A 25,114-nucleotide genomic window follows, 5' to 3' on the forward strand; every position below is an offset into this window, starting at 1 on the left:
AAAACGGGACTGCCGAACGGTGCGGGACGGTATGGCGAGCGGCCGCATTGTCGGATCCGGCGGTTGACCTTCGTGCAGTCCAGATACTGCCAGGTCATAGCAAGATCGAAAATACGGTGCGCTATCTCGGGATCGACGTGGAAGACGCGCTTGCCCGTGGCGAAAATGCAGAAATTTGACCCGCTGGCTCCTCGCCTCCGGGCGGGGGCCAACTTCACGGCGAATTACGGCCATCGCCCGATCATCCCAGGCTGCCGGCAAATCGCTCCGCCAGTCGGCGCTGTTTGAAGGCATCGACCACATAGTCGACGAATACGCGTGTTTTACCAGGTAGCAGGGTCCGCGAGGCAAAATAGATCGAGATCGCTCCCGCGTCGGCGTACCAACGCGGCAAAAGACGAATGAGGGCGCCGCTTTCGAGATCATCGATGATATCTGCCACTACCAACATTGTGACGCCCAGGCCCAGCAAAGCCGAACGGCGCATTGCTGCCGGGTCGTTGACCACGAACGCCTCCTTGAGCGGTGCCGGAATTTGCTCTCCCGCTGCGTCACGCATTGTCCAGTGCCGTATCCGCCCTGACTGGAGCGAGCGCATGACGATGCCGTCCAACTGCGCCAGATCAGTCGGACCCGCGGGCATTCTGCGGCCTTCCATATATGCGGGCGATGCCACCGCGATGATGTGGGCGGGCCCCAGATTGCGCGCCACGACGCCAGGCGACAGGTCAAAGCCGCCGCCGATTGCCGCATCATAGCCCTCGGCGATGATGTCGACCGGCCGGTTTTCGAAATGCCATTCGGGACGGATGGCGGGATAGCGCGCGATGAAGCCGGGCAGGAGCGGCAGGATGTGCATGGTGCCAAAGGTCGGCGCCATACTCACCTTGAGCACGCCCGATGGCTCGCCATTGGCGGTGGCGATGCCTGCAATTGCCGCCTGTATGTCGGCCAGGTTCCCTGAAATCGCCTGCCGGAATGCTTCGCCTGCTTCCGTCATCGTCAGCTTGCGCGTCGATCGGTGGAAGAGGCGAACGCCCAGATTGCGTTCCAGTATCGCGACATTGCGGCTGACCGCTGCCGGGGTCAGCGAGAGTCGACGCGCCGCTTCCGAAAAGCTGCCAAGGTCGGCACTGCGCACGAAGGACTCGAGGTTGGCAAGCGTCTCCATAATCCCATCTTCAACCATTCATTGAAGATAATGCAAGCCATATACGGCTAATCCTTGATTATAACATGGGTCATATTGGCTTCACCAACACAGATGGAGTGAAGACAATGACAGCTTATTCCCAACCCCTCATCGGCAAGGTCGCCCTGGTCACCGGCGGCACGCGCGGTATTGGCGCAGCCATTGTCCGCCGCCTTGCTCGCGATGGCGCTGACGTGGTGTTCAGCTATGCCGCTTCGGCGAATCAGGCCACCGCTCTCGTGCAGGAAATCGAGGCGCTCGGTCGTCGCGCTCTGGCCATCCGCGCCGATCAGGCAGTCGCCGCTGAGGTCACTGCGCTTGTGCAGGCTGCCCATGCCGCATTTGGCCAGCTCGACATTCTCATCAATTCTGCAGGCATCTTTGTGACCGGAATGGTCGACGATGCCGAGGCTGACCTTGCGGCGTTCGACCGTCAGATCGCGGTCAATGTCAAAGGCGTCGCGACCGCCGTGCGGGCGGCCGTGCCACTCCTCAGCGATGGCGGACGTATCGTGTCGATCGGCACGACCGGGGCGGTCCATATCCCGTTCCCCGGCGCGGCGGATTACATCGCAACCAAGGCGGCGGTCGCAGCCTATAGCCGTGGCTGGGCACGCGATCTTGGTCCGCGTGGCATCACCGTCAACGTGGTCCAGCCCGGCGCAATCAACACCGACATGAATCCGGAAACCGGCGACTTTGCGGCCATGCTGAGCAGCCTTGCTGCGCTGGGCCGCTATGGGCAGCCAGAAGATATTGCCAACGCCATCGCGTTCCTGGTCGGACCGGACGCCAGCTATATCACCGGTGCCACGCTCAACGTCGATGGCGGTCAGATCGCCTGATTGCGCGCTCCCCCTCCGTTTACGCAAATTGAAGGATAAGAAGTATGACAAGCATCGGAATCATCGGCGCGGGGCAGATCGGCAGCGCCATCGCCTGTGCGCTGGCCAACAAGGGCATTCCCGCAACCATCGCCAACAGCCGGGGACCCGAAAGCCTTCGGGATTTTCTGTCCGAGGTCGGACCTGCTATCACAGCCGGCACCGTCGCAGAGGCCGCCACGAAGGACATCGTCTTCGTCGCGGTGAACTGGTCGCGCTTACCCGAATTGTTCGCCACCCTGCCCGATTTTGGCGGGCGGGTCGTGGTGGACGCCAACAATCCCATTGAGGCACCGCTGTTCAAGCCATTCGATCTGGGCGGGGTCGCCTCATCGGAGGTGGTAGCCGGGCTGGCGCGTGGCGCCAGACTGGTCAAAGCATTCAACCATCTGCAGCCTCAACTGCTGTCCGCCGATCCGCAGAGCGAAGGCGGCAAGCGCGTGCTGTTCTACTCGGGCGACGATGTGGCAGCCAAGGGAGAAGTCGGCGCACTCATCGACCGGCTTGGCTTTGCTGGAATCGATCTGGGTTCGCTCGCAATCGGTGCCCGCCTCGTGCAGTTTCCGGGTGGTCCCTTGCCCGCCCTCAACCTTGTCAAGTTTGGCTGACCTCTAGGCCACCTAGAAAGAAAGGAATGCGCCATGACCGAAACCACAGCCACCAACCCCGACGCAGTGCCGGACTATGACGCCCTGCTTCGCGCCAATCTTCAGCGTGTTTTTAACGAGCGGGACCCGGTGCGGCGCGACGCGGCGATCGCAGACCTCTATGTGGCCGATCCCGTGATGTACGAGCCGGACGCCATCGTGACCGGACGTCACGCGATCTCGGACATCGCCGGGAAGCTGCTTGAAAACTTCGGCCCGGAATTCACCTTTGTGCCCGAAGGCAAGGGTCTGGGCCATCACGGGATGGCAATGCTGCGCTGGCACGCCGGCACCCCCGCCAATCCCGCAACGGTCATGGGGGCTGACACCGCCGAGATCATCGACGGCCGTATTGCCCGGCTCTGGGTGCTGCTTGATCTCGCCCCGAACAGCTGAAACACACTTTCCATAAAGGACGTTTGTCATGACCGATGTTTTCTCCTCCTATCGCCTCGGCCGACTTGAGCTTTCCAATCGCCTCGTCATGGCCCCGATGACGCGCAGCCGTGCGCAAAGCGACGGCACCCCCGGCGCCAGCGCCGCGCTCTATTATGGCCAGCGCGCCAGCATTGGCCTCATCATCAGCGAAGGCACGCAGCCGTCCGACGATGGGCAGGGCTATCTGACCACGCCCGGCATCTACACGCCTGCCCATGTTGCCGGATGGCGCAAAGTTGCCGATGCCGTGCATGCCCGGGGCAGTCACCTGTTCATCCAGCTCATGCATGTCGGCCGGATGTCGCATCCTGACAACACGCCGCATCACCGTCAGGCGCTGGCCCCAAGCTCCATCGCGCCGGGTACGCCCATGTTCACTGCAAAGGGCATGTTGGACATTCCCGTGCCGCGCGCCATGACGCAGACCGACATCGACCAGATTATTGCCGAATTCCGCCACGCCGCGCGCAGCGCCATCGAAGCAGGAGCCGACGGGGTCGAGATCCACGGTGCCAATGCATATCTGATCCATCAGTTTCTGGCACCCAGCGCCAATGCCCGGACCGACCGTTACGGCGGATCGATCGAAAGCCGCGCTAGGTTCGCCATCGAAGTTGCAGCGGCAGTGGCGGACGAAATCGGCGCCGATCGCACGGGCATTCGCCTGTCACCCGGCATGGCGATGTGGGGCATTGATGAGGGACCGGACAGCGCCGACCTCTATCGCCATCTGGTGGCGGAACTCGACAACCTTGGCCTCGCCTATCTGCACATTACGCATGATGTACCCGATGACCTGCTGCGGGAATTGCGGACGGCATGGCACCAGACCTTCATCCTCAATCGCCCCGGACGGGCGCGCGATACGATTGGTTCCGACGTCGCCTCAGGCCTGGCCGACCTCGAATCCTACGGCGTCATGGTGCTAGCGAACCCCGATCTCGTTGAACGCATCAAGGCCGATGCACCTCTCAATGAAGGCGACCGCGCGAGCTTCTTTGGCGGCAGCGATGCCGGTTATGTCGATTATCCTTCCCTAGAAAATGCCGCCAAAGATCAGCGCCGCTGACAACCCGGATCATCAATCTTGAATCAGGAGAACCATCATGACCAACTTCATCACCACGTCTGACGGCACGGAAATCTTCTACAAAGACTGGGGTCCGAAAGATGCGCAGCCTATTGTCTTCCACCATGGCTGGCCGCTGTCATCCGACGACTGGGACACACAGATGCTGTTCTTCCTGGCGCAAGGCTATCGAGTGATCGCTCATGACCGGCGCGGGCACGGCAGGTCTGCACAAGTCGATTTCGGCCACGACATGGACCACTATGCAGCCGATGCCGCTGCGCTGGCCGAACAACTCGATCTTCGCGATGCGATCCATATCGGCCACTCAACCGGCGGCGGTGAAGCTGCAGCCTACGTCGCCCGCTATGGTATACCGCAGGGCCGGGTAGCCAAGGCGATTCTGGTAAGCGCTGTGCCGCCGATCATGCTGAAGACTGATCGCTACCCCGGCGGCCTTCCGATCGAGGTCTTTGACGGCCTGCGTGCCGGCCTCGCCGCCAACCGGGCGCAATTTTTCCGCGATGTTGCTTCGGGGCCATTCTATGGGTTCAATCGCAACGGGACTGAAATACAGCCTGCTGTCGTCGATAACTGGTGGCGCCAGGGCATGATGGGCAGCGCGCTCGCCCACTATCATGGCATCAAGGCGTTCTCGGAGACGGACCAGACCGACGATCTCAAGGCCGTGAGCGTCCCAACAATGGTGCTCCACGGCGATGAGGATCAAGTCGTGCCCTATCGCAATGCCGGCGTGCTGCAGGCAGAACTTCTCCTCGATTCCACCCTGCGGATCTATGAAGGCTATTCGCACGGCATGCTGACGGTGAATGCTGATATCTTGAATGCCGACATGCTGGAATTCGTGAAGCGCTGATCAAAAATTTGCTGTTGGCCAATTTGCGTGTCGAGACAAAGTGCAATGGCCACAGGAAGTCCGCCCACGGGGTGATGCGGCACCATCCCGACCAACAAAGTGGAGGCGCGCCCCTGCATATCCTGTCAAAGCTTCCCAATGACTGCTTCCAACGGAAGCGGTCAATCGCCAGCCTTCGGGTGAATGGCCGGAGGTAGTCGCCAGCTGACCCCGTCATTTGGCCTCTGAAACGTCAGTTTGCGCGCCTCCGCATTTCGGCACCTGCCGTTTCGGAGTGTCCAACAGATCAGGCTGTTTCCTGATCCACGCGCCCGACTTCATCCCGCAGCTTCGGCCCCGCCTCCATCCGCCGCGAAAGTGATTCCACAAACCCTTGCCACCTTTTCTTCCCGGTCGCCTGCGCCGCCTTCATTGCTGCGTCGGGCAACGGCGGATTGCTGGTGAGCCAGAAGCGCACGAACAGGGCAATCGCTTCGTTCGTCAATTCCACATGCCATTCGAGCCGATCCAGTTGCCGCGACAGGCGATCGAGCCGCCTCGCCAGAGCGGCTTCCATCCGCTCATCCTGATCGGACTGCAGCAGGGACATCAACGCCGCCTCCACCACTTCGGTGCGCGAGACGCCGCGGGCAAGAGCGCGTTCCTCCAGCAATTTGGCCAGTTCGATATCGAGCCGGAAGGTTTGTTTGCTGTGGGGCTTCTTCCTCACAGGTCGATGCCGTCATCGGGGTCAAGCGATGCATTGCGGGCATTGCGGTTCATAGTGCGATCAGCTTCCCGTTTCGCCCTGGCTGCGTCATCCTCGGGCGCATCGCGATCAAGATCGAACTCGTTGACCGGTGGCTTGGGGGCGGGAGCGACATCCTCATGTTCCCCCAGTTCGGGCTCTCGCCTGATCCCGGAGTTCGCCGTATCATTTTCGGATTCGGCCCCATCTGCATCTGACGGCACATCCGGCTTTGGCTGAGGGGCTGACGGCTGTTCGGAGCTTTTCACTTCTGCCTTGGCTGGTTTGGTCGGCAGCGGTGCCGCAATGGGTGCGAGCGCAGACCAGTCGTCCTTTGGCCGTTTTTTCGGGTGCAGCGGTTTCGGGGTGGGTGCGGGTAGAAGACGCGCGCGAAACCGTGGGTCGAGAAAGTATTTTGCCTTTTCCGCGCGGATCGGCGGCGTGCTGGCCACCAGAACAATCTCCTCGTGCTCCGAAAATTGCTGAACTTCGCCTGGCGTCAGCAACGGCCTCGCGGTCTCGGTCCGTGAGACCATGATATGGCCGAGCCATGGCGAGAGCCGATGTCCGGCATAATTCTTCATCGCCCGCATCTGAGTGGCGGTGCCGAGCGCATTTGAGACGCGGCTGGCGGTGTTGTCATCATTGGCCGCAAACGCGACGCGGACATGGCAGTTGTCGAGAATGGCGTTGTTCGATCCGTAGGCTTTTTCAATCTGGTTGAGCGACTGCGCGATCAGGAATGCCTTGATCCCGTAGCCTGCAACAAAGGCCAGTGCGCTTTCGAAGAAGTCTAGCCGCCCCAGAGCCGGGAATTCGTCGAGCATGAACATCACGCGCTGTCGGCGACCCTTGACTCTCAGTTCTTCGGTCAAGCGGCGACCGATCTGATTGAGCATCAGGCGCACGAGCGGCTTGGTCCGGCTGATATCGGAAGGAGGTATGACCAGATAGAGCGACACAGGTGCCGCTGAATCGACAAGATCGGTGATGCGCCAGTCAGAGGCTCCGGTCACCTGCGCAATCACAGGGTCGCGGTAGAGGCCGAGGAACGACATGGCCGTCGACAGGACGCCAGACCTCTCATTGTCGGACTTGTTCAGCAGTTCCTGCGCGGCGGCTGCTACAACGGGGTGGACACCGTCCTTACCGAGGTGCGGGGTCGTCTTCATGCGGTGCAGCGTGGTCTCGATCGAACGGCGCGGATCGGAAAGGAAGCCAGCGACCCCGGCCAGCGACTTGTCCTTCTCGGCATAGAGGACGTGCAGGATGGTGCCGACGAGTAGCGAGTGGCTGGTCTTCTCCCAATGCGTGCGCTTTTCCAGTGATCCTTCGGGGTCGATCAATATGTCTGCGATGTTCTGGGCGTCACGCACCTCCCAATCGCCCTTCCGGACTTCGAGCAGCGGATTGTAGGGGTTGGATGCGGGGTTGGTCGGATCGAACAGCAGGACGCGGCCATGCCGGGCGCGAAAGCCCGCCGTCAGATCCCAGTTCTCGCCTTTGATATCGTGGACGATGCAACTGCCCGGCCAGGCGAGCAGCGACGGGATGACGAGACCAACGCCTTTGCCGGAACGGGTCGGCGCAAAGCAGAGAATATGCTCGGGGCCATTGTGCCGCAGATACCGGTTCTTGTGCGAGCCGATCACCACGCCGTCCTGTTTCAGAAGGCCAGCCTTGCGGATTTCCCTGTCGGTCGCCCAGCGCGCGGAACCGTAGGTCTCTGACTGCTTCTCCTCCCGCGCGCGCCACACCGACATTGCGATCGCGATGACTATGGCGGCCATGGCACCCGAGACCGCGATGAATGCCCCGGTCTGGAAGATCTTTGGCGCATAGGCGTCGAACGAGAACCACCACCAGAAGAAGGCATAAGGCGGGTAGATTGGCCAAGGTCCAAGCCAGAACCACGGCTCGCCGAGCTCGGGTTGATGCGCAAGGGCGTGGGCCGTCCATTGGGTGGCAGACCAGATGCCAAGCAAGGTGACGCTGATGACGGCGATGACCTGACCCCAGAGAATACGGGTGGCGTTCATTGAAGGTTGCTCCTGATGAGGGGGTGAATGAGGGTCAAAGGCTGATCCCGCGTCCGCGGCCCAAGGCCCAGTCGACAGAACCGCCCGGCGACATGGTGCCGGTGATGTGTTGGCCGAGGTGCTGATCGAGCGCCGGGCGCCAGGGCACGAGCTGGAAGCCCAGCCCTTCGTCGATCATCGCGAAGCGGCCCGTCGAAAGCGTCACGCGCTCCCGGTAGATGCCGCTGACATATTCGCCTGCGCTCGAAGGTTTGTGCTCAAGCCCCGTGCGCGCGGCGATGGCCTGAGTGGCGGCCGTCAGTTCCTGATTCTTCAGCGTCCCAACGAGATCCTGAGCAAGGATGACCCGCTGGCCCTGCCGACGGGCAAGCCCCTGCGATTCGAGATGGCTGGCGCGGGCATCGAGTGCATCGCGCACCTCGCGCCCGAAACCATTGCCCGTTGCTATGGGATCGCGGGCCACAAGTTGGCGATCAAGCCACGTCGCGCCAGGTGCTTTAATCTGTGCCTCAAGGGGTGTGTCTGATCGTGTGGCGAGCGACAGCCTGTCATGCCCTTTGGCATCCTCCCATGAGCGCAGTTCGACAATAGATCCGGCTCTGGCATCGCCGGTCATCTCCATGTCCTTGAACTGCAGATGGTGCGTTCGACCATCGACACCGTCGACGATGGCATAGGCGCTGCCCGTTAGCTCGTCGTGGAGGCCACGTTCGACCAGGCGTCCGATGACCGGTTCGCTTGGAACGTCCTGATGCAGGGCCAATACCGATACATCAAACCGCCCGCCGTCGCGGCTTATGGCATTGTGCATCGTCTTGATGATGTCGTTGCGCACCGAAAGGTCGCGCAATGTGGTTTCTGCACCGGGCTCCAGAGCCCACACCGCAGGCCCTTCGCGCGCGGCCAGTCCCAGCTGTTCTAGTTTGGCGGCGCGGCTCAGCAGCAGCCGGCGCATTTCGGGATCGGCGTCGCCGCCTGGACGCAGATCGACAAGGCCTGCGGTATCCTGACCCAAGCGTTCAAGCTGCCGGTCAAGACTGGTCCAGCGCTCTGCATCGACCTCGCGTTCGAGCGCGGTGCGGATGTCCAGCTCGGTGCGCGGCCCCAGTTCGAGCGTCACCCGCTCTTCCGCCCGGAACCGCAGACCTTCGCTGATATAGCCCCGGTCAATGACAAGATCGGTGCCGTCACTGGCAACGCCGCGCACCAGCACATGGATGTGCGGATTGTCGGTGTTCCAATGGTCAACGGCGACCCAGTCCAGTTCGGTGCCCAGATCCTTGGCCGCGTCAGCCATCAATTCGCGGGTGAAGCTGCGCAGGTCTTCCATGTCCCCTGCATCTTCGGGCGAGACGATGAAACGAAAGTGGTGCCGGTCATCTTCGCAACGCCCTGCAAAGGCATCCCGATCAGCCCTGTCGGTCTGGGCATCGAACATCGAGGCATCGCGCCCGTCGCGGGACACGCCGTCACGCTCAAGATACTTGATGTGCTTTGCCAGCGGTGCGGCGCGGTAATGCGCACCTTTATGGCGAGCGATGCGCGCCATAACAGTAACGCGGCGTCGGCCAGGTGTGCGGCGCATCGCGGCAACCGTCCGACGCCCGCGCGCGGCTTTGCCGCTACCACTGCCGCGTTTCAGACCCGCTCGCCGTGAACCCGCATGGCCCGCCTTGTTGGCGGCACGCTGGACCTGAGCCGCCAGCTTCTGGCTTCGCCGTCCAGAGGCTGCACCGCTGTCCCTGCTTCTTCCCGGCCGCACCCGAAATTCATTGTCGTCGCGGCTCATTTTGAAGGTGCCAGACGATTACGCGGCAGATTTCCGGGCGCGTGGGAAACATTGTATGGCCGGTTATGTCCGGTGCCATACGAAATTCTCGCGCTACAACAACCACATGAGGGCCAGGTGCTGGCACTCCTTTTATCTTGCCCTCCAAAATTGCCATCTCGCTTAAACACATGCTTCCCCGCCGTACCTTTCCGACACGACGCCCGAACCGTCAGAGATGCGCTGGTGTAACCCATCACGGATTTCGCGGTGAAAGCGAGACGAACAGGGGGTGCGGCGCGGGGTTCGGTGACGGCAAAGAGGCCGACGGCGACGTAAGCTGGGTGCGCTGTGGCTGCACATCGGCAGCACCGTCATTGCTGCTCGTTTCTCCATCGCCGCGCGGTGTGAACAATGTAGCCTGACGCCAGGGATGAGCATTGGCAGGTGGCATGGCAGCAGGCGAAGCGATGCTAGCCATTCCAAGACTTGGCGCGATCTGGGCGACGTAGTTGACGGTTTCTGCCGGAAGACTGCGACGACCGGCAGCATAGTCATCGGCACGGCCTGGTCCCGCATTGTAGGCCGCCAGCATCAAGCTGACATTGCGATACCGATCCCACATGGCGCGCAGATAGGCCGCACCTCCAAGGATGTTCGCACGCACATTGAACGGGTCAGAGCCAAGGCCATGCTGCGCGCTCAGCATCGACCAAGTGCCGGGCATGATCTGCATCAGCCCGATGGCTCCTGCAGGAGAAACCGCACGCGAATTGCCGCGACTTTCCGCCCGCATCACCGCCCATATCCAGAGCTCGGGAATGCCGAAGCGCTGCGATGCCTCTGCGACATGCGGCGCATAGGGATGCGCTGCAAACTGGTCAGGCACCGTCGCAACTGCGGCAACCGGAGAAGTCGCCGCTGCCAGACCGAGAGCGAAACAAGTGCCGGGAAGGAGAAGGTGAAGGCGCAGCCGAACGGCAATCCGGACTACGGAACACCTGCGACGGCGAAGCGAAGCAACGGTCATGGCCTATTTCCGATCGCGATTGGTCGGACGCGACCAGAGCAGGTGATGCTCGTCGTCACGGGACATGGAGCGAAGCAGGTTGGCGCGCAGGGGTTGGGCAAAGGCTGGGTCGTCGATCTGCACCGCGACAAAGGCACCGGCGCGCTCGCCTGTGCGGTTCCAGCCAGCACCAATTTCAGTGCCGGTTTCGGCATCGCCGAGCAGCACGCGCCAGTCGGGTGCATTGTCGCTGTCGTTCGATGGAGCCGGGACGAGCGCCACGACAGCATCGAGCGTGAGGGTCCGGATTTGCCCGGTGAAACTGTCCTGCGCGGAATGAAAGACGCCGATCATCATGGCCTGTGCTCCTGGTTGGTGGTTGGGGAAGCGGCGGATGCACCAAAGCCTCGCCAGCGCAGGGGCTGGTCAGGTGCATCACGGGTAAGGATGGGGTGTGCCGTGCCGATAAGACCGGCTGCTGGCAGAGCGCCGAAATAGCGCCCATCAAGGCTGTCGGGCGCCGGGTTCAACAGGAACAATTCGTCTGTCCGAACGCGGCGACAGCCCTGCCAGCTTGGCAAAGGCCGACCCATTCTGTCGTGCGATTTGGCTATGGCGACACGCTTGCCGTCCACCGAGACGACAGCGCCGGCGCGGCACGCCCATTGCCCGGGCAGAGCCGCGACATGTTTCATGAGCGGTACGCCGATCGGCAGATAGTGGCGATCGGCCATCATCCGCGCGGTCGCAGTCGGCGGCGCAATGGCGACCAGTTCGCCGAGCCTTGGGCGTGTGTCGCTCACGAGGCGATAGAGGCCGACGGGCGCACTGGCGCTCGCGTTCCACATCAGTCTCGGTCGCGGCGACAGCATGGCGACTGCTGCGAACCCGGCGCTGAACAAACCTGCCCACAGTATCGTGGCGCGAACATAGCGGCGGCGACTCATGCTTCGAGCGCCTTGCGCCGGAGCCAGGCTGCGTGCCGTTCAGCTGTGTAAGCCCGGAACGGCATTCCGGCGTTCAGCCGGTTGCCGACGTGGCGCCAGTGATCGGGCGATGCGTCGCACGGATCAACCCCGGCGGCTTCGACCGCATCGATGGCTTGCAACACCTGTGCGACCTTGGGCCAGCCCTCGATGTGCAGCAGAATGTCAGCGCCGGGACGGACAAAAGGCAACGTCGTGTAGGCCTCGCCCGGTGCCACTGCCGTCACGATGTCGATGCATGAATGGATGGTGCCATAGTCGTTCGAGGACCAGCGCACGAAGGCGAAGACCGCGCCGGGACGGAAGGCGATGACGCGCGTGCGGCGGTTGATGATCGTGTCAGCCGCGATGCGCCCGAAGCGGATCCATTGTTCGTAGCGCTTCTCGATCCAGGTCACTTCGACCTCGGTCAGGGCGCTGGCTGTTGCTGACCTGATGGCGTGCGAGGAGCTGTGCCGCTGCGCAGTTGGCTCGCTCATGGCCGCGCTCTTGCCACCGCGAACCCGACAAGCTTGACGCGGACGTTGAGCAGGCCCGTCGCACCGAGATTATCCACAGGCTGAAAAAGGGTTAGCAAGAATCCGAAGGATTCTTTTCTATTAGCATCGTTAGAGGAGCGCCGATTTGCCGCAGAATTCTGCGGGTTTCCGCATGGTCCCGGTTTTCGATAGGCCGAGGATCGGGTTTCCGATGGGCCGAGTCCGACGGTTTTTAATAGGCCGAATGTCATGCCAACTTCTCCACAGGGAAACCGACGCGCCGGGCAGCGGCAACGAACGGGTCGACGGGGATGGGTTTGAAGATCAGCCGCTCGCGGCCGAAGCTGTGCTCGAGGCTCAGATGGTAGCCCGGGAGAGACTGCCGCCGGACGATGGTCCGCAGCTCGAATGCGAATTGCTTGAGAGGCGAAAGCGCACCTGATTTGAGATGAAGGTGCGGAACGTCGAAGCTCCAGCCACCGCGCTGATGTCCACCATGCTTGCGCACGATACGGTAGAGCCAGCGCTCGACGCCGCCAGTCAGCGCAAAGTAGGCGCGGTCGATTGTCAGGATCAGGCCGCGATCGAGCACACCCGCATAGAACCAATCGGGCAGGATGAGCTCGATGCCAACGGCTCGGCCACGGTCGTCGAGTGTCTCCCGCCATTCGTTGATCCAGGAGAAGCGGTGGCGTCGGCGCTGGTGTTGCTGGCGGATCGACGTGGCAACGGTCGTCGATTGCAAGCGGTCGAGCGCTGCGCGCAGCCGCTCATAATGGTCCTTGCCAGTCCCACGCCCGATGAAGGTCAGAATCTCGTGCGGACGGGCGGCGATGTACCGAGATGTCGGGCAGCCTGCGTCGCGCGCTTCGACGAGCTGACTCGCCGCCCAAATCAGAATGTCGGCATCCCAGATGGTCGCCATGCCGTGTTCGGCTACGGCTTCGACCGAGATCCATGTGGCCCCCATTGCGAAGTCGATCGGTGCGGAGCGCCGCGACTTGGCAAGGCTGAAGAAGGGCCAGGACATCAGATCCTGAGCATCGCGCGCGGCAATGTCACCGGGCATCGTGTAGAACAGGTCGAGCTGCGCACATTTTTCATGCGCGGAAGAGGCAGCAGAACTTCGCATCAGCGCCGCACCGGACGCGCGGGGAGGCAAACACCTGTGCCGGGATCTGACGTCGAATTTCGTCGGCCGATTTCGGCCCAGGCGTTGAGGTCAGCAATCGCGTAAACGATACGCCCACCCAGTTTTCGGTAGACGGGGCCGGTTCCGTAACAGCGATGTTTCTCGAGCGTTCGGGCGGACAGGCCAAGATGGATAGCTGCGTCGGGCGTCTTGAGAAACCGCTGGACCGCAGATGTGGCAATTTCGATCATCGAGAACCTCCTGATGGTATGCCGGACACTGGCGACAGGTCAGGCGGGCGGGAGGTGAGATTTGGATGCTTGCAGCTTGTCGGTGAACGGACATAGGGCAGCCCTGCCGAATGTCCCGATCAGTGGCCGCTCAACAGGGCGAGATAGCCGCCGTCGCGCATAGCGAGCGCCTGTCGCTGCCAGCGCGCAATCCGCTTACGCTCGCTCGACGTGTCCCATTCGGCGGCCGAATATCGACGGGCATCGCGGGCGATAAGTTCGATGGCCAATTCGCGTGTGGTTGCACCGCTGGACAGCGCATCGAGCAACCGAAGCCATTGGACCAGACGCCAGTGCTCTGACGGACCGGGCGCAAGGCAGAACGGGAGCTTCTTCACATGTCCGAGATGGCGATGCTCATGAAAGTCGGAAACAGCGGCCTGCCGTGTTTCCCAAAATGCGTCGCCCGGAAGAACATAGGCGAGCGGTTCGGTCTCTGTTGTCTCGCCGCAAATATTCAGGCGGTAGCGGCGCTTCGCCGTCGAGAGGACGAGATGCCGCCCTTCATCATCGCGGTGCTCGGCCGCGATATCCATGCTCCCGACAATTTCGGCTTGGCTGCAACCGTCACAAGGGAATGGTGCCGGGCGCAGAAGGATGACGCTGGCCGCTGTAGATGGGTGCCAGATGATCGGGAGATGGTGGGCCGGGAGGTCAGGGTCCGCAGCGAAAGACCAACCCCCAGTGCCGGGCCAGACGACTCAGCGCGAGAGGCGCAGCGTCAACGGCTTCAGCATATTGGTCGCGGTATTCAGGATTGCGGCGCAGGAATTCCTGCGCGAAATCCGTGCGGTCATAGTTTTCATACGCTTTGGCGTAATTCTCCGAACGCCAGTCGGGCGGCTTCTCCATCGCACCTCTCCTATGAGGTTTTTTTGGAGTCGAACGATCACGTCGGAGCCGTGACGAGAGAAGTGCTCGAGTCAGTTCCGGGCTCCCCCGCGGCAAGGCACAATCGATTGCGCCAGATTGGTGCTAAATGCCCAGTTTTATTGGGTTCGCGGGACCATCAGGTGCTTGTAGCCGTGTTGCGTCATCCACCTGGCGCGGGCGAGATGGGTATCATAGACCCTTCGCGCGCGATCCGGCTCACTGGCAGGATCGATGGCGAAGATGATCGAAACCACCTCTTCCCATGATGCCTCGTCCTTTTCGGCATCCAGCAGGCGAAGATAGGTGACAAGGTGGCGCTCATCATAAGCGCTCAATCGGTCTGACTGCGGTGGTTCATCGGCAAACTCAGGAGCCGACATGGGTCTCTCCTTGTAGCAAAACCTGTTTAGTGACTGCGCCCCTGCAACACGCGCAGAGAAGCAGGGTGAACTTATCCCCAATCAGGCAGTGCGCTATCCCCAGCACGGGATAATGCCGAGCCCAGATTGCCGGGACAAAACATTCCCAGAGGCAATGATCTGCCTGTTGTAGTTCAGAAATTGTAAAATTGCTGCTGAGATTCGGTGGATGGCGGTGGGTTTGCGTTCAACGACCGCCAGGTTTCTCGAAAAATCGCACGGGATCGACGGCAAGTTCTTCTGCGAGTCGCTCGATAGTGTCGAGCGTCGGCGAATTGGCTGCGCGTTCGAGAAGGCCGACATAGTTTCGGTTGATTCCGGCACGATGCGCCAATTCCTCCTGCGAAAGCCCACTGGCGTGTCGCAATCGCCTTAAATTCGTCCCAAAAATCTCCCGAAGCCTCATGCTTCGTGGGTCGGCGTAACCCTAATATACTGCCACCCAATATACTAGGGATTCGTCATCGCCCGGAGTGGCCCGGGCGATGACTTGGCCGATTCAATGGTCGTTGCGGCGGCTCGGGCGGTTCCAGACCAGATCGTGACTGCCGTCTTCGGCTTCGAACAGCTGGGCGAAAATGGGCGCCATGAAGCTGGGGTCGTCGAGCTTCACCGAGAGGTACGGCCGGTCGTCCTGGGTGTGCTTTTTCCAGGCTGCGCCGATTTCGACTTCGCCGATGAGGACCCGGTGGGTCGGGGCATTGCCGCTGGTGTTTTCTTCCGCGACGATCCTGACCGATTTGGCCTGAAGGGCGAGAGTGACGATCTGGCCCCGGAGTTCGCCCGAAACCATCTTGAAGTTGCCGATCTTTGCCATGGGTATTTCCTTTCCGTTGGACGGGACCGCGCCAGTGCGGCCTCGATGCGCGGATAAGGGGCAGCCAGTGGCAGGCGCCGCAGCGTCAGCCCGCAGCGTTAGCGAAGGACGGTGTGGCCGGGCTTTCTTGTCTCGCGAGGAACGGCGGAACGCCGGGGGAAGAAAGTTCGGCAAGCACCGTTGCGGCAAGCCTGCCAAGCGAAGCGTCTTGCTGACATGGGCGCGGATCGAAAGAGGCCGCACTGGTCGGTTCTGCCGGGAAGGACGCCATTTGCTGATCGCATGCACTGGCTCGGGTGAATGCTGGCCCTGAACCCTCGGTTCAAAATCGGCCAAGCAAAGGAAGCGTCTGGACCGCCGGTATTGCCCCCTCACGCCATCACTCGGCCGACATGGATTGGCCTGTAGAGGCTTGCCCAGCCACGGGACCGGCAAACTGTGAGGTGACGTGCGTATCACGCTCCGACATCGTCACGCTTCGCCATGCCGAGAGGGATGTCGCCATAGCAGCGATGGAGCCAAGGATCGCCAGCAGCATGCTGTTGTCCGTTGCCAGTGATCCAAGCGCGTGCGCGGCCTGAAAACCGGCGAAGCCCGCGGGTATGGCAAAGAGGCACGCGATCCCGACACGGATCATGGGAGAGCGGATGAAGGCAATGAGGCCCTGCCCAATCAGAAGCGTGGCAATGCCTGCCGCCAGTCCGCCTAGGATTGCTCCGAGATGGCCAACATTGTGGCCGAGCAGCAGGAAAGCACAAGTGAGCCCGGCATAGACAGGCAGCGCGTAGCTGGCGAGGCGGAAGAGCAGCGCGAGCACATAAAGGCCAGCAACGGCCCCGAGGATGAGAAAAATGGTCATAAGCGTCCCTTGTCTGGACGCGCTCGCCACCACCTCCTCAGCGCAATCTGCGGTGCAAGAATAGCACGGCAGGGCGCAGGCCGAAAAGCCGAAATGTGCCTGAGATTAGCGGCTGAAGGGGTCATATTCGCGAACTACTTGTTCGGGGTCACCGTCAAATTCGTCAGCGGGGATGACGAAGTAGCCCTGATTGGTTTCGATGAGGACGATGACCGTCATCAGCGTCCGGGAGAGGTTCCAGCCAAGCGATTGTGCGGTTGCCAGTGGCATGTTGCGGCTCCTGCCTAGGAGCGGGACCACCCCGCTCGACAGTCGCCCCACAGGCCGGGGGCTGGCCGCAATCACCGCAGCAAAGCTGCGGCCGCACGCGCACGCGTAGCGGACCCTTTACGGGTTGATTGAAGGAGGACAGGCTTCGAGCCCAGGGATCAGCGGCTATTGCGAGCGAGTGGTTCTGCGGCGGTTCGAGCTATGCCAATTGCGACCAGCTAATTTCGCGGTTCTCTCCGATGCTGATCTAGGCATCACTTCAAAACGATGATGACCGGTATCGCAGTCGCGAAGCCATTGCATGACCGTCATATCCGGCATTGAGGTTCATATGATCGAGCATCCCAGCACCTATGCCGATTGAGCGCCGCAGCTTTGCGTGGAAGCATGGCGGGAAGATGCAACCTGCCTGTGGTCAGCAAGCGCTCAGCTCCTATCGAGTCGCATCCGCGCTGGGGACAGAGTGACCTTCCAACAGCAGCGTCCAGAACCGAAACCGTTGCGGGCGGCGATTGAAAACCCAGACCGCTATCAGGCGATGGGGTTCGAGAATGAGTGGGAGAGTTTTGGTCACGCCGAAACGGCTGTCCGAACCTGCGCTACGGCCATCCGGCCATTTCTTCCCGGCATATTACGTCACTGTTACGCGGGGCCAAATTTGAGGCGCGTAATAAGAAAATCAATCTCGGCTTGCGCCGTTAAGTATTGATTTTGCTTGGAAAAACTGGAGCGGGCGAAGGGATTCGAACCCTCGACCCCAACCTTGGCAAGGTTGTGCTCTACCCCTGAGCTACGCCCGCTCTGGCGGCTGGCGACCGGGTGGTGCCAGCGGGTGAGGCGCGCGATTAGCATCGGCTCGGAGAGTCGGCAAGCCCTGTTTGCGCTTTTTCGCGCAAGGGTTGGCAAGCCGCCTCCAATTCCCACATAAGCGGATCGACACAGTCCGGCCCGGCGCTGCATCAGCCGCACCGGGCCCGGCAGAACGACAAAAGCAGGAGCAATCATCCGTGGCCACGCTCGGTCTCAATGCGCAGGACAAGGAAGCCGTCGAAGCCTTCCGCCGCGACGTCGTCGATCCCTCGATGAGCAAGCTCGTCATCCTCGATTTCTGGGCCGAATGGTGCGGGCCCTGCAAGCAGCTCGCCCCCGTGCTCGAAAAGGTCGCCGCCGACTATGCCGACAAGGGCGTCGTGCTGGCGAAGGTCGACGTCGACGCGAACCGCTTCATCGCCAGCCAGTTCCAGGTCCAGTCGATCCCCACCGTCTATGCGATCTTCCAGGGCCAGCCGGTCGCCAACCTGACCAATGCGCGCAGCGAGAGCCAGCTCAAGGCCATGCTCGACCAGCTCCTTGCGCAGCTTCCGATCGAAAGCGATGCGGGCGCCCGCGCGGTCGAGATCGCGCCGCTGCTCGAAATGGGCGAGGCGGTGCTTGCCGAGGGCGACGGCCAGCGCGCCGTCGGCATCTTCGGCCAGATCGTCGAGATCGCGCCCGACAACGCCGCCGCGCACGGCGGGCTGATCCGCGCCATGCTGCTCGCGGGCGACCGCGAGGGCGCGCAGGGCGTGCTCGACGCGCTGCCCGCCGAAATCGCCGGCGACCCCGCGATTGCGCAGGCGCGCAGCGCGCTGGCGCTCGCCGCCGATGCGCCCGACGCGGGCGAGCTCGGCGCGCGCGAAGCCGCGGTCGCCGCCGACCCCGCCGACCATCAGGCGCGCTTCGATCTCGCGGTGGCGCAGATCGGCGCCGGACAGCGCGACGCGGCCGCCGACAATCTGCTCCACATCATCGCCGCCGACCGCGAATGGAACGAGGGCGCGGCGCGCGCGAAGCTGCTGTCGCTGTTCGAGGCGGTGGGGCTCGAAGACGCGTGGGTCGCGGCGCAGCGCCGCCGCCTGTCGCTGATCCTGTTCGGTTAGGCCGGGCATGGACGAGACCGCGCCCCTCACCATCCAGCGGATCGCGATCTTTCCGCTGCCCGGTGCGGTGCTGTTCCCGGGGCTGCACCTGCCGCTCCACATCTTCGAGCCGCGCTACAAGGCGATGGTGCAGGAGGTGCTGGCGCGCGACCGGCAGATCGGGATGATCCAGCCGCGCCAGATCCCGGGCGAGGAGGATCGCGAGCCCCCCGCGCTCTATGACATCGGCTGCGTCGGCCGCATCGTCGATGTCGAAGCGCTCGACGAGGGGCGCTTCAACCTCGTCCTCGAGGGCGTGGCGCGCTTTCGCATCCGCCGCGAGCTCGACGTCACCACCCCCTTTCGTCAGGTCGAAGCCGAGATCGAGGCCGAAGGCGAGGAGGAGGCGGTGCTGTCCAGCGTCGAGCGCGCCAGCCTCGAGCGCGAGGCGAAGCGCTTCGCGCAGCGCCAGGGCTATGTCGTCGACTGGGATTCGGTCGGCCAGCTCGACGATGCGACGCTGGTCAACGGCATCGCGCAGGTCGCCCCCTTCGACGCCGCGGCAAAGCAGGCGCTGCTCGAGGTGACGCCGGTCGGCGCGCGCGCCGAACTCGTCATCCAGTTCATGCAATTCTTCGGCCGCTTCGACAGCGACGACGGCCGCGCGACGCTGCAATAGAGTGTTTTCAAGTCAGGCGGAACCGCCTGACGACTCGGAAAACGCGGTAAAAAACAATCTGGAGTGCCCGGTTTTGATTGAATCAAAACCGGTACTCTAGCGGCTCAGCCCGCCGCCGCGTGGCGCGCGATGTCGGCGAGCGCGCGGCGCACGATGTGGCGGTCGCTTTCGCAGAGCCGCGGCCCCGCCTCGACAGGCAGGAGATAACGGCGGACGAGCACCTCCTCGGCGGCGAGGCGAGTGTCGGTCCGGTGCGGGGCCCGCGCGCCGGGCGCCAGCCGCCGCCGCGCGGACCACGCCGCGACGAGGCGGTCGGCGGCGGCATCGGCGAGGCGGTCGGCCGCCGCCCGTTCGGTCGCCGCCTCAGCCCGCGGGTCGACGAGCCAGCCGTCGGCCCCCTCCCCCGCCAATGTATCGAGCGAGAGCGGGACGCCCGCTCGTGCCGACCCGCCGCGCAGCCGCTGGCGCAGCGCCTGCAACTCGGCGCGGATCGGCCACGCCATATAGGTGGCGAAGCGCGCGCGCCGCGGATCGTAGCGCTCGATGGCGCAGTGTAGCGCAATCGCGCACGCCTGTTCGGCATCCTCCGCGACGTCGGAAAGGCCATGGGCGCGGATGAAATAGCGGATGCGCGGCGCCGCGAGCACCATCAACCGGGCGAAGGCGCGGTCGACCCCGGCGCGCGTCCGCGATCCGGGCGCCGCCTCCTGTTTGGCGCGCGCCGCGATCAGCGCCTCCGCCGCCGCCTCGATCGCCTCGCTCTTCGCCGACATGCGCCCCTCCCGGCAACGACTGCGTTACCGGTGGGGATAGACCATCATGCTGAATCGCGGCCTGCCATGCGACCAAGGGATAATACGTAGAACCGGATGACCTGACTTAAACCCATTCGTGTCGAGCGGATGGACAGGAGTCCGTCCAAAACCATCGCGCGCCAGCTTCCGCCCAGCCCGCTAAATCTCCGCCCCCGCGAGCAGGCGCGGCAGGTCGCCCGCCTCGCCGCGCGCCTCGTCCATGAAGAAGCGCTTGAGCAGCGGCATGCGCTGCACCGCGCCCAGCCCGGCGCGGCGGACGAGCGAGGCGGGGCGGCCGGGAATGCCGAACAGGCGGGTCAGCCCGTCGGTCGCGAGGCTGACCATCAGATTGTCGAGCCCGCGCCAGCGCTGGTAGCGCGCGAGCAGCGCCGCATCGCCGAGGTCGAGCCCGATCCGCGCCCCCTCGACCAGCACCTCGGTCAGCGCCGCGACGTCGCGCAGCCCGAGGTTGAGCCCCTGCCCCGCGATCGGGTGGATGCCGTGCGCGGCGTCGCCGACGAGCGCGATCCGGTCGGCGACGATCCGTGCACTGTGGTGAAAACCGAGCGGATAGGTCATGCGCGGCGCGACCAGATCCATGTCGCCGAGAATGCCGCCGGCGCGCTTGCCCAGTTCGGCAAGGAAGCCGCGGTCGCCCAGCTTCGCAAAGGCGGGGCCGTCCTTTTCGGACACGGTCCACACGAAGGCCGAGCGATGGCGGCCCTGCTCGTCGTCGACGAGCGGCAGCAGCGCGAACGGACCCGAGGGAAAGAATATCTCGTGCGCGACCCGATCGTGCGGCTTCGTGTGCGCGACCGCGCCGATCATCGCGTGATGATGATAGGACCAATTGGCGATAGTGAAGCCCGCCGCGTCGCGCGTCGGCGAGCGGCGTCCCTCGGCGACGATCAGCAGCGGTGCCGTCAGCCGCGTGCCGTCGGCGAGCGTCAGCGTCACGCCGTGCGCGTCGACCGCGCGGTCGACGACCTTCGCCGGCATGAACAGCCGCACCAGCGGCGCATCGGCGAGCGCCGCCGCGAGCGCGAGGCGAAGCTGGCGATTCTCGACCATCGTGCCGAGCGCGGGGGCATCCTCGGCGGCGACGAAATCGAGTTCGCCCGCCTGCCCGCCGTCGCTGACCTTGATCGCGCGGATCGGACAGCCGTGCGCCGCCAGCCGGTCGGCGACGCCGATCACCCCGAACATCTGCCACACCGCGCTCGCGATCGCCGAGGCGCGCCCGTCGAAGCCCGGCGCGATCGTCGCGACCGGGTCGGCGGGGTCGACGATCTGCGACGACAGGCCGTGATGGGCGAGGGCGAGGGCAAGGGCCTGGCCGACGAGGCCGCCGCCCGAGATCAGGACATCGCTGCGCAGGGGTTCGCTCATGCCTTTGCCCTAGACCGCAACGGCGCGATTGGGAAGCGGGCGCATTGTCCCCTTTTGCATCCCCTCCCGCTTGCGGGAGGGGGCGGGGGTGGGTAGCGGCGGCGCAGAGGCCCACCCCGCTGCGAGTAGCGAGCAAGCTCGCAACTCTCGCTGCCCCTCCCGCAGGCGGGAGGGGAAACCAGTGGATGACACGAACGACGGCTTCCTACTTTCAAAAGCAGCCGCTTCAGCGATCCCTGTCCGTTCCGGACTGACACTCGGCACTCGCCCCGCCCGGCGACACGCTCCGATTCCGCGCCGCGACCCCGCGCACCTCGCCGTGGGCTGCTTGACGGCGAGTCCGGCGCATGCGCATATCGCCGGAATTCACTCTGATGGGGACCGAAACCAGCATGGCCAGCCGCAAGCCCGTCGCCGCAAAGGCCGATTGGCGCACCCTTTTCAAGCAGAGCATCGCACGATCGCTGGTGATCGCCGCCGCCGCGGCGCTCGCGCTGTTCACCCTGTTCCTCGCGCTCGCGCTCCTCACCTACGACAGCACCGACGCAGCGCTCAACACCGCCGCGGGCGGCCACGCCGCCAACTGGATGGGCAGCACCGGCGCCTGGTTCGCCGACCTCGGCCTGTCGGTCGGCGGCGCACCGATCGCGCTGCTCGTCCCGCTGTTCGGGCTGATCGCGTGGCGGCTGTGGATCGGCGAGCCGCAGCCCTATTGGCCGCGCCAACTCGCCTACGCCTTCGCGGGCGTGCTGCTCGTCGGGCTGGGGATCGAGCTGTGGGCGCCCGCTTCGGGTGCGGCGCTTCCCGCCGGCTGGGGCGGGCTGCTCGCGCTGGTCGTCGGCGGCGCCATCGCGCCGCTGTTCGATCAGGCGGGCGAGCCGGCGGCGGCGCTGATCCGCTTCGGCACCATCCTGCTGCTCGTTGTGCTCGGCCTGTGGCTCGCATGGCGCGCGCTGCGGCTCGAAAAGGGCTGGCACCAGCGCTTCCGCCTGCCCGCGCCCGAAGGCGGCCGCATCCTCGAACCGGCGCGAGTGAAGGAGCCCGAGGCGAAGGCGCCGAACCTCGTCGAGCGCGTTATCCGTCCGCGCCCGCGCGCCGAGCCGAGCGACCGCGCGCCGCCCGAGATCGCCGATCCCGCGCAGCGCTCGGCACCGTCGAAGCCCAAGCCCAAGCCGCAGACCGAGCTGTTCACCCACTACCAGCTCCCCTCGATCGACCTGCTTGCCCCGGCGCCCGAGGGCCCGACCGGCCAGGTCGACAAGGCGGGGCTCGAACGCAATGCGCGCCTGCTCGAATCGGTGCTCGAGGATTTTCAGGTCAAGGGCGTGATCACCGCAGTCCGCCCCGGCCCCGTCGTCACCATGTACGAGCTGGAGCCGGCGCCGGGTACCAAGGCGAGCCGCGTCTCGAACCTCGCCGACGACATCGCGCGCAACATGTCGGCGCTGTCGGCGCGCATCGCGCCGATCCCGGGGCGCACCGTGATCGGCATCGAACTGCCCAACGCGCACCGCGAATCGGTCGTGCTGTCAGAGATGATCGGCAGCGCGCTGTTTCAGGAACAGACGGGGTCGCTGCCGATCATCCTCGGCAAGAACATCAGCGGCGATCCCGTGATCGCCGACCTCGCGCCGATGCCGCACCTGCTGATCGCCGGCACCACCGGCTCGGGCAAGTCGGTCGGGCTGAACGCGATGATCCTGTCGCTGCTCTACCGGCTCGGCCCCGATCAGGTGAAGCTGATCATGATCGACCCGAAGATGCTGGAACTCAGCGTCTACGACGGCATCCCGCACCTGCTCGCACCGGTGGTCACCGAGCCCAAGAAGGCGATCCGCGCGCTCAAATGGGCGGTCGAGCAGATGGAGGACCGCTATCGGATGATGTCGTCGCTGTCGGTCCGCAACCTCGCGGGCTACAACGACAAGGTCCGCGCTGCGCTCGCCAAGGGCAAATCGCTCGGGCGCCGCGTCCAGACCGGCTACGATCCCGACACCGGCCAGCCGGTCTATGAGGAGGAGACGCTCGACTATCAGCCGCTGCCGCAGATCGTCGTGGTGGTGGACGAACTCGCCGACCTGATGATGACCGCGGGCAAGGAGGTCGAGTTCCTGATCCAGCGCCTCGCGCAAAAGGCGCGCGCGGCGGGCATCCACCTGATCCTTGCGACGCAGCGCCCGTCGGTCGACGTCATCACCGGCGTCATCAAGGCGAACCTGCCGACGCGCATCAGCTTCAACGTCACCTCGAAGATCGACAGCCGCACCATCCTGGGCGAAGGTGGCGCCGAGCAACTGCTTGGCAAGGGCGACATGCTGTACGTCCCCGGCGGCAAGCAGATCACCCGTATCCACGGCCCCTTCGTCTCCGACGACGAGGTGCGCGCGGTCGCCGATCACTGGCGCGGCCAGGGCGCGCCCGACTATGTCGAGAGCGTCACCGAGGAACCCGAGGACGGCGGCTTCGCGATGGAGGGCGCCCCGGCGGGCGGCGACAGCGCCGAGGACCGCATGTACGCGAAGGCGTGCCAGATCGTCGCCGAGAGCCAGAAGGCCTCGACGAGCTGGCTGCAACGACAATTGCGCATCGGCTACAACAGCGCGGCGCGGCTGATCGAGCGGATGGAGGAGGAAGGGCTGGTGAGCCCGCCCAACCATGTCGGGCGGCGCGACGTGCTGACCGATCAATATGGCCAGCCGCGATAGCGGAACGCGGGAACCGAAGCGCCCGCCCGCGATTTGAACGACAGGTAAAACCGGGGTTCAGGACGGGTTCAAGGCCCGTCGTCCAATGAAGGCCCGGATTCCACAATGACGAGAGCCCGATGACCGAACAGACCTTCCGCCGCCGCCTGACCCGCCTCGCCGCCTGGACGCTCGCGCCCGCGGCGGTCGTCGGCCTTGCCGCCGGCGCCCCGGCGCTTGCGCAGGCGTCGAGCACGCTGGCGGCGGTGCAGGCGCACCTCAAGTCGACCAGCTCGATGACCGCCGATTTCGTGCAGACCGACCGCAACGGCCAGCGGCTGTCCGGCGCGCTGACCCTCAAGCGCCCCGGCAAGATCCGCTTCCAGTATCAGAAGGGCGTGCCGATGCTGATCGTCGGCGACGGCAGCGCGCTGACGATGATCGATTACGAGGTGAAGCAGGTGCAGCGCTGGCCGGTGAAGAATTCGCCGCTCGGCGCGCTGCTCGACCCCGACCGCGACCTGTCGAAATATGCGAAGGTCCTGCCGACCGACAGCAGCGACGTGCTGAGCGTCGAGGTGCACGATCCGAAGCGCCCCGAATATGGCACGATCACGATGGTGTTCATCCGCGACGCGGCGGCGCCGGCGGGGCTGCGCCTGCGCGGCTGGGTCGCGCTCGATTCGCAGAACAACCGCACCCGCATCGACCTCAGCAACCAGAAGTTCAACGTCGCGGTGGCCGATTCGGCCTTCCGCTGGACCGACCCGCGCCCGAAGAAGCGCGGCGGCCGCTGACGCGCACTCTTTCCGGCCCATCCCGCCCCCCCATCTGCCCATCGTCGCGCGGCACCGGCCCGCTTTCCTCACGGGAAGGCGGGCCGATGTTCGACGAG

General features: G+C 64.1%; 28 protein-coding genes, 1 tRNA gene and 1 pseudogene. 10 read left to right on the forward strand and 20 right to left on the reverse strand.

Annotated features, from left to right (window positions below):
* Positions 1-65: 65 nt before the first annotated feature.
* Positions 66-179, forward strand: a pseudogene (locus tag C3E99_RS20150) (integrase); the annotation flags it as partial.
* A gap of 62 nt (positions 180-241) precedes the next feature.
* On the opposite strand, the gene C3E99_RS15760 reads toward C3E99_RS20150, so the two are convergent.
* The gene (locus C3E99_RS15760; RefSeq protein ID WP_104960096.1) at positions 242-1,171 is read right to left on the reverse strand and encodes a LysR family transcriptional regulator; all 930 of its coding nucleotides are present in this window, start codon (positions 1,169-1,171) and stop codon (positions 242-244) included.
* A gap of 107 nt (positions 1,172-1,278) precedes the next feature.
* Here C3E99_RS15760 and C3E99_RS15765 point away from each other — a divergent pair, with 107 nt between their 5' ends.
* The 5 genes from C3E99_RS15765 to C3E99_RS15785 are packed head-to-tail and all read left to right on the forward strand — an operon-like array spanning position 1,279 to position 5,107.
* The gene (locus C3E99_RS15765) at positions 1,279-2,037 is read left to right on the forward strand and encodes an SDR family oxidoreductase (protein WP_104960097.1); all 759 of its coding nucleotides are present in this window, start codon (positions 1,279-1,281) and stop codon (positions 2,035-2,037) included.
* Positions 2,038-2,081: 44 nt separating this feature from the next.
* Positions 2,082-2,684, forward strand: a complete 603-nt coding sequence (locus tag C3E99_RS15770) for an NADPH-dependent F420 reductase (protein ID WP_104960098.1) — start codon at positions 2,082-2,084, stop codon at positions 2,682-2,684.
* Between the two features lie 33 nt (positions 2,685-2,717).
* Positions 2,718-3,119, forward strand: coding sequence for a nuclear transport factor 2 family protein (locus C3E99_RS15775; protein WP_104960099.1), 402 nt, complete (start codon positions 2,718-2,720; stop codon positions 3,117-3,119).
* Positions 3,120-3,147: 28 nt separating this feature from the next.
* The gene (locus tag C3E99_RS15780) at positions 3,148-4,230 is read left to right on the forward strand and encodes an alkene reductase (RefSeq protein ID WP_104960100.1); all 1,083 of its coding nucleotides are present in this window, start codon (positions 3,148-3,150) and stop codon (positions 4,228-4,230) included.
* 37 nt (positions 4,231-4,267) lie between these two features.
* The gene (locus C3E99_RS15785; RefSeq protein WP_104960101.1) at positions 4,268-5,107 is read left to right on the forward strand and encodes an alpha/beta fold hydrolase; all 840 of its coding nucleotides are present in this window, start codon (positions 4,268-4,270) and stop codon (positions 5,105-5,107) included.
* 286 nt (positions 5,108-5,393) lie between these two features.
* Here C3E99_RS15785 and C3E99_RS15790 read toward each other — a convergent pair whose 3' ends face one another.
* The 17 genes from C3E99_RS15790 to C3E99_RS15870 all read right to left on the reverse strand — a co-directional run bounded on the left by C3E99_RS15790 (position 5,394) and on the right by C3E99_RS15870 (position 17,575).
* A complete protein-coding gene (locus tag C3E99_RS15790; RefSeq protein ID WP_104960102.1) occupies positions 5,394-5,816 on the reverse strand; it encodes a ribbon-helix-helix protein, CopG family in 423 nt (140 codons plus the stop codon).
* The gene (locus C3E99_RS15795) at positions 5,813-7,873 is read right to left on the reverse strand and encodes a conjugal transfer protein TraG (protein WP_104960103.1); all 2,061 of its coding nucleotides are present in this window, start codon (positions 7,871-7,873) and stop codon (positions 5,813-5,815) included. The genes C3E99_RS15790 and C3E99_RS15795 overlap by 4 nt, the downstream gene beginning before the upstream one ends.
* 34 nt (positions 7,874-7,907) lie before the next feature.
* Positions 7,908-9,662, reverse strand: coding sequence for a relaxase/mobilization nuclease domain-containing protein (locus tag C3E99_RS15800; protein ID WP_104960104.1), 1,755 nt, complete (start codon positions 9,660-9,662; stop codon positions 7,908-7,910).
* Positions 9,663-9,897: 235 nt separating this feature from the next.
* Positions 9,898-10,530, reverse strand: coding sequence for a lytic transglycosylase domain-containing protein (locus tag C3E99_RS15805; protein ID WP_104960412.1), 633 nt, complete (start codon positions 10,528-10,530; stop codon positions 9,898-9,900).
* A 144-nt stretch (positions 10,531-10,674) separates the two neighbouring features.
* Positions 10,675-11,007, reverse strand: coding sequence for a DUF736 domain-containing protein (locus C3E99_RS15810; RefSeq protein ID WP_104960105.1), 333 nt, complete (start codon positions 11,005-11,007; stop codon positions 10,675-10,677).
* On the reverse strand, positions 11,004-11,597 hold the full coding sequence (locus tag C3E99_RS15815; RefSeq protein ID WP_104960106.1) for a S26 family signal peptidase: 594 nt from the start codon (positions 11,595-11,597) through the stop codon (positions 11,004-11,006). The genes C3E99_RS15810 and C3E99_RS15815 overlap by 4 nt, the downstream gene beginning before the upstream one ends.
* A complete protein-coding gene (locus tag C3E99_RS15820) occupies positions 11,594-12,115 on the reverse strand; it encodes a DUF2840 domain-containing protein (protein ID WP_104960107.1) in 522 nt (173 codons plus the stop codon). Before C3E99_RS15820 ends, C3E99_RS15815 begins: the two co-directional genes overlap by 4 nt.
* 247 nt (positions 12,116-12,362) lie before the next feature.
* The gene (locus C3E99_RS15830) at positions 12,363-13,247 is read right to left on the reverse strand and encodes a replication initiator protein A (RefSeq protein WP_104960413.1); all 885 of its coding nucleotides are present in this window, start codon (positions 13,245-13,247) and stop codon (positions 12,363-12,365) included.
* Positions 13,247-13,498: a helix-turn-helix transcriptional regulator gene (locus tag C3E99_RS15835; RefSeq protein WP_104960108.1), complete on the reverse strand. Its 252-nt coding sequence runs from the start codon at positions 13,496-13,498 to the stop codon at positions 13,247-13,249. The genes C3E99_RS15830 and C3E99_RS15835 overlap by 1 nt, the downstream gene beginning before the upstream one ends.
* A 119-nt stretch (positions 13,499-13,617) precedes the next feature.
* Positions 13,618-14,073 (reverse strand): DUF2285 domain-containing protein, encoded by a 456-nt coding sequence (locus tag C3E99_RS15840; RefSeq protein ID WP_104960109.1) that lies wholly within the window; start codon positions 14,071-14,073, stop codon positions 13,618-13,620.
* A 118-nt stretch (positions 14,074-14,191) separates the two neighbouring features.
* A complete protein-coding gene (locus C3E99_RS15845) occupies positions 14,192-14,389 on the reverse strand; it encodes a transcriptional regulator domain-containing protein (protein WP_104960110.1) in 198 nt (65 codons plus the stop codon).
* A 137-nt stretch (positions 14,390-14,526) separates the two neighbouring features.
* A complete protein-coding gene (locus C3E99_RS15850; protein WP_066283448.1) occupies positions 14,527-14,790 on the reverse strand; it encodes a DNA -binding domain-containing protein in 264 nt (87 codons plus the stop codon).
* Positions 14,791-15,016: 226 nt separating this feature from the next.
* Positions 15,017-15,235 (reverse strand): helix-turn-helix domain-containing protein, encoded by a 219-nt coding sequence (locus tag C3E99_RS15855; RefSeq protein ID WP_013831674.1) that lies wholly within the window; start codon positions 15,233-15,235, stop codon positions 15,017-15,019.
* Between the two features lie 93 nt (positions 15,236-15,328).
* A complete protein-coding gene (locus tag C3E99_RS15860; protein ID WP_006964005.1) occupies positions 15,329-15,646 on the reverse strand; it encodes a DUF736 domain-containing protein in 318 nt (105 codons plus the stop codon).
* 379 nt (positions 15,647-16,025) lie between these two features.
* Positions 16,026-16,505 carry a hypothetical protein gene (locus C3E99_RS15865; RefSeq protein ID WP_104960111.1) on the reverse strand — a complete coding sequence of 160 codons (480 nt, stop codon included), beginning with the start codon at positions 16,503-16,505 and terminating at the stop codon, positions 16,026-16,028.
* A gap of 105 nt (positions 16,506-16,610) precedes the next feature.
* Positions 16,611-16,775 (reverse strand): hypothetical protein, encoded by a 165-nt coding sequence (locus tag C3E99_RS20000; RefSeq protein ID WP_006964003.1) that lies wholly within the window; start codon positions 16,773-16,775, stop codon positions 16,611-16,613.
* A 725-nt stretch (positions 16,776-17,500) separates the two neighbouring features.
* A tRNA-Gly gene (locus C3E99_RS15870) sits at positions 17,501-17,575 on the reverse strand.
* Positions 17,576-17,782: 207 nt separating this feature from the next.
* On the opposite strand from C3E99_RS15870, the gene C3E99_RS15875 reads away from it, so the two are divergent.
* Together C3E99_RS15875 and C3E99_RS15880 are read left to right on the forward strand one after the other, a co-directional pair.
* Positions 17,783-18,694: a tetratricopeptide repeat protein gene (locus C3E99_RS15875; RefSeq protein ID WP_076077193.1), complete on the forward strand. Its 912-nt coding sequence runs from the start codon at positions 17,783-17,785 to the stop codon at positions 18,692-18,694.
* A 7-nt stretch (positions 18,695-18,701) separates the two neighbouring features.
* Positions 18,702-19,352: an LON peptidase substrate-binding domain-containing protein gene (locus tag C3E99_RS15880; RefSeq protein ID WP_076077196.1), complete on the forward strand. Its 651-nt coding sequence runs from the start codon at positions 18,702-18,704 to the stop codon at positions 19,350-19,352.
* Between the two features lie 104 nt (positions 19,353-19,456).
* Here C3E99_RS15880 and C3E99_RS15885 read toward each other — a convergent pair whose 3' ends face one another.
* Positions 19,457-20,125, reverse strand: coding sequence for a sigma factor (locus tag C3E99_RS15885; RefSeq protein WP_104960112.1), 669 nt, complete (start codon positions 20,123-20,125; stop codon positions 19,457-19,459).
* Between the two features lie 180 nt (positions 20,126-20,305).
* Positions 20,306-21,535 (reverse strand): FAD-dependent monooxygenase, encoded by a 1,230-nt coding sequence (locus C3E99_RS15890; RefSeq protein ID WP_104960113.1) that lies wholly within the window; start codon positions 21,533-21,535, stop codon positions 20,306-20,308.
* A 392-nt stretch (positions 21,536-21,927) separates the two neighbouring features.
* Between C3E99_RS15890 and C3E99_RS15895 the strand changes: the two genes are divergently transcribed.
* Both C3E99_RS15895 and C3E99_RS15900 read left to right on the forward strand, forming a co-directional pair.
* A complete protein-coding gene (locus C3E99_RS15895) occupies positions 21,928-24,240 on the forward strand; it encodes an FtsK/SpoIIIE family DNA translocase (protein WP_076078180.1) in 2,313 nt (770 codons plus the stop codon).
* 119 nt (positions 24,241-24,359) lie between these two features.
* Complete coding sequence (locus C3E99_RS15900) at positions 24,360-25,016, forward strand: LolA family protein (RefSeq protein ID WP_076077204.1); 657 nt, start codon at positions 24,360-24,362, stop codon at positions 25,014-25,016.
* Positions 25,017-25,114 lie beyond the last annotated feature (98 nt).

The organism is Sphingopyxis sp. MG (genome assembly GCF_002953155.1).
In the GTDB taxonomy this organism is placed as follows: domain Bacteria; phylum Pseudomonadota; class Alphaproteobacteria; order Sphingomonadales; family Sphingomonadaceae; genus Sphingopyxis; species Sphingopyxis granuli.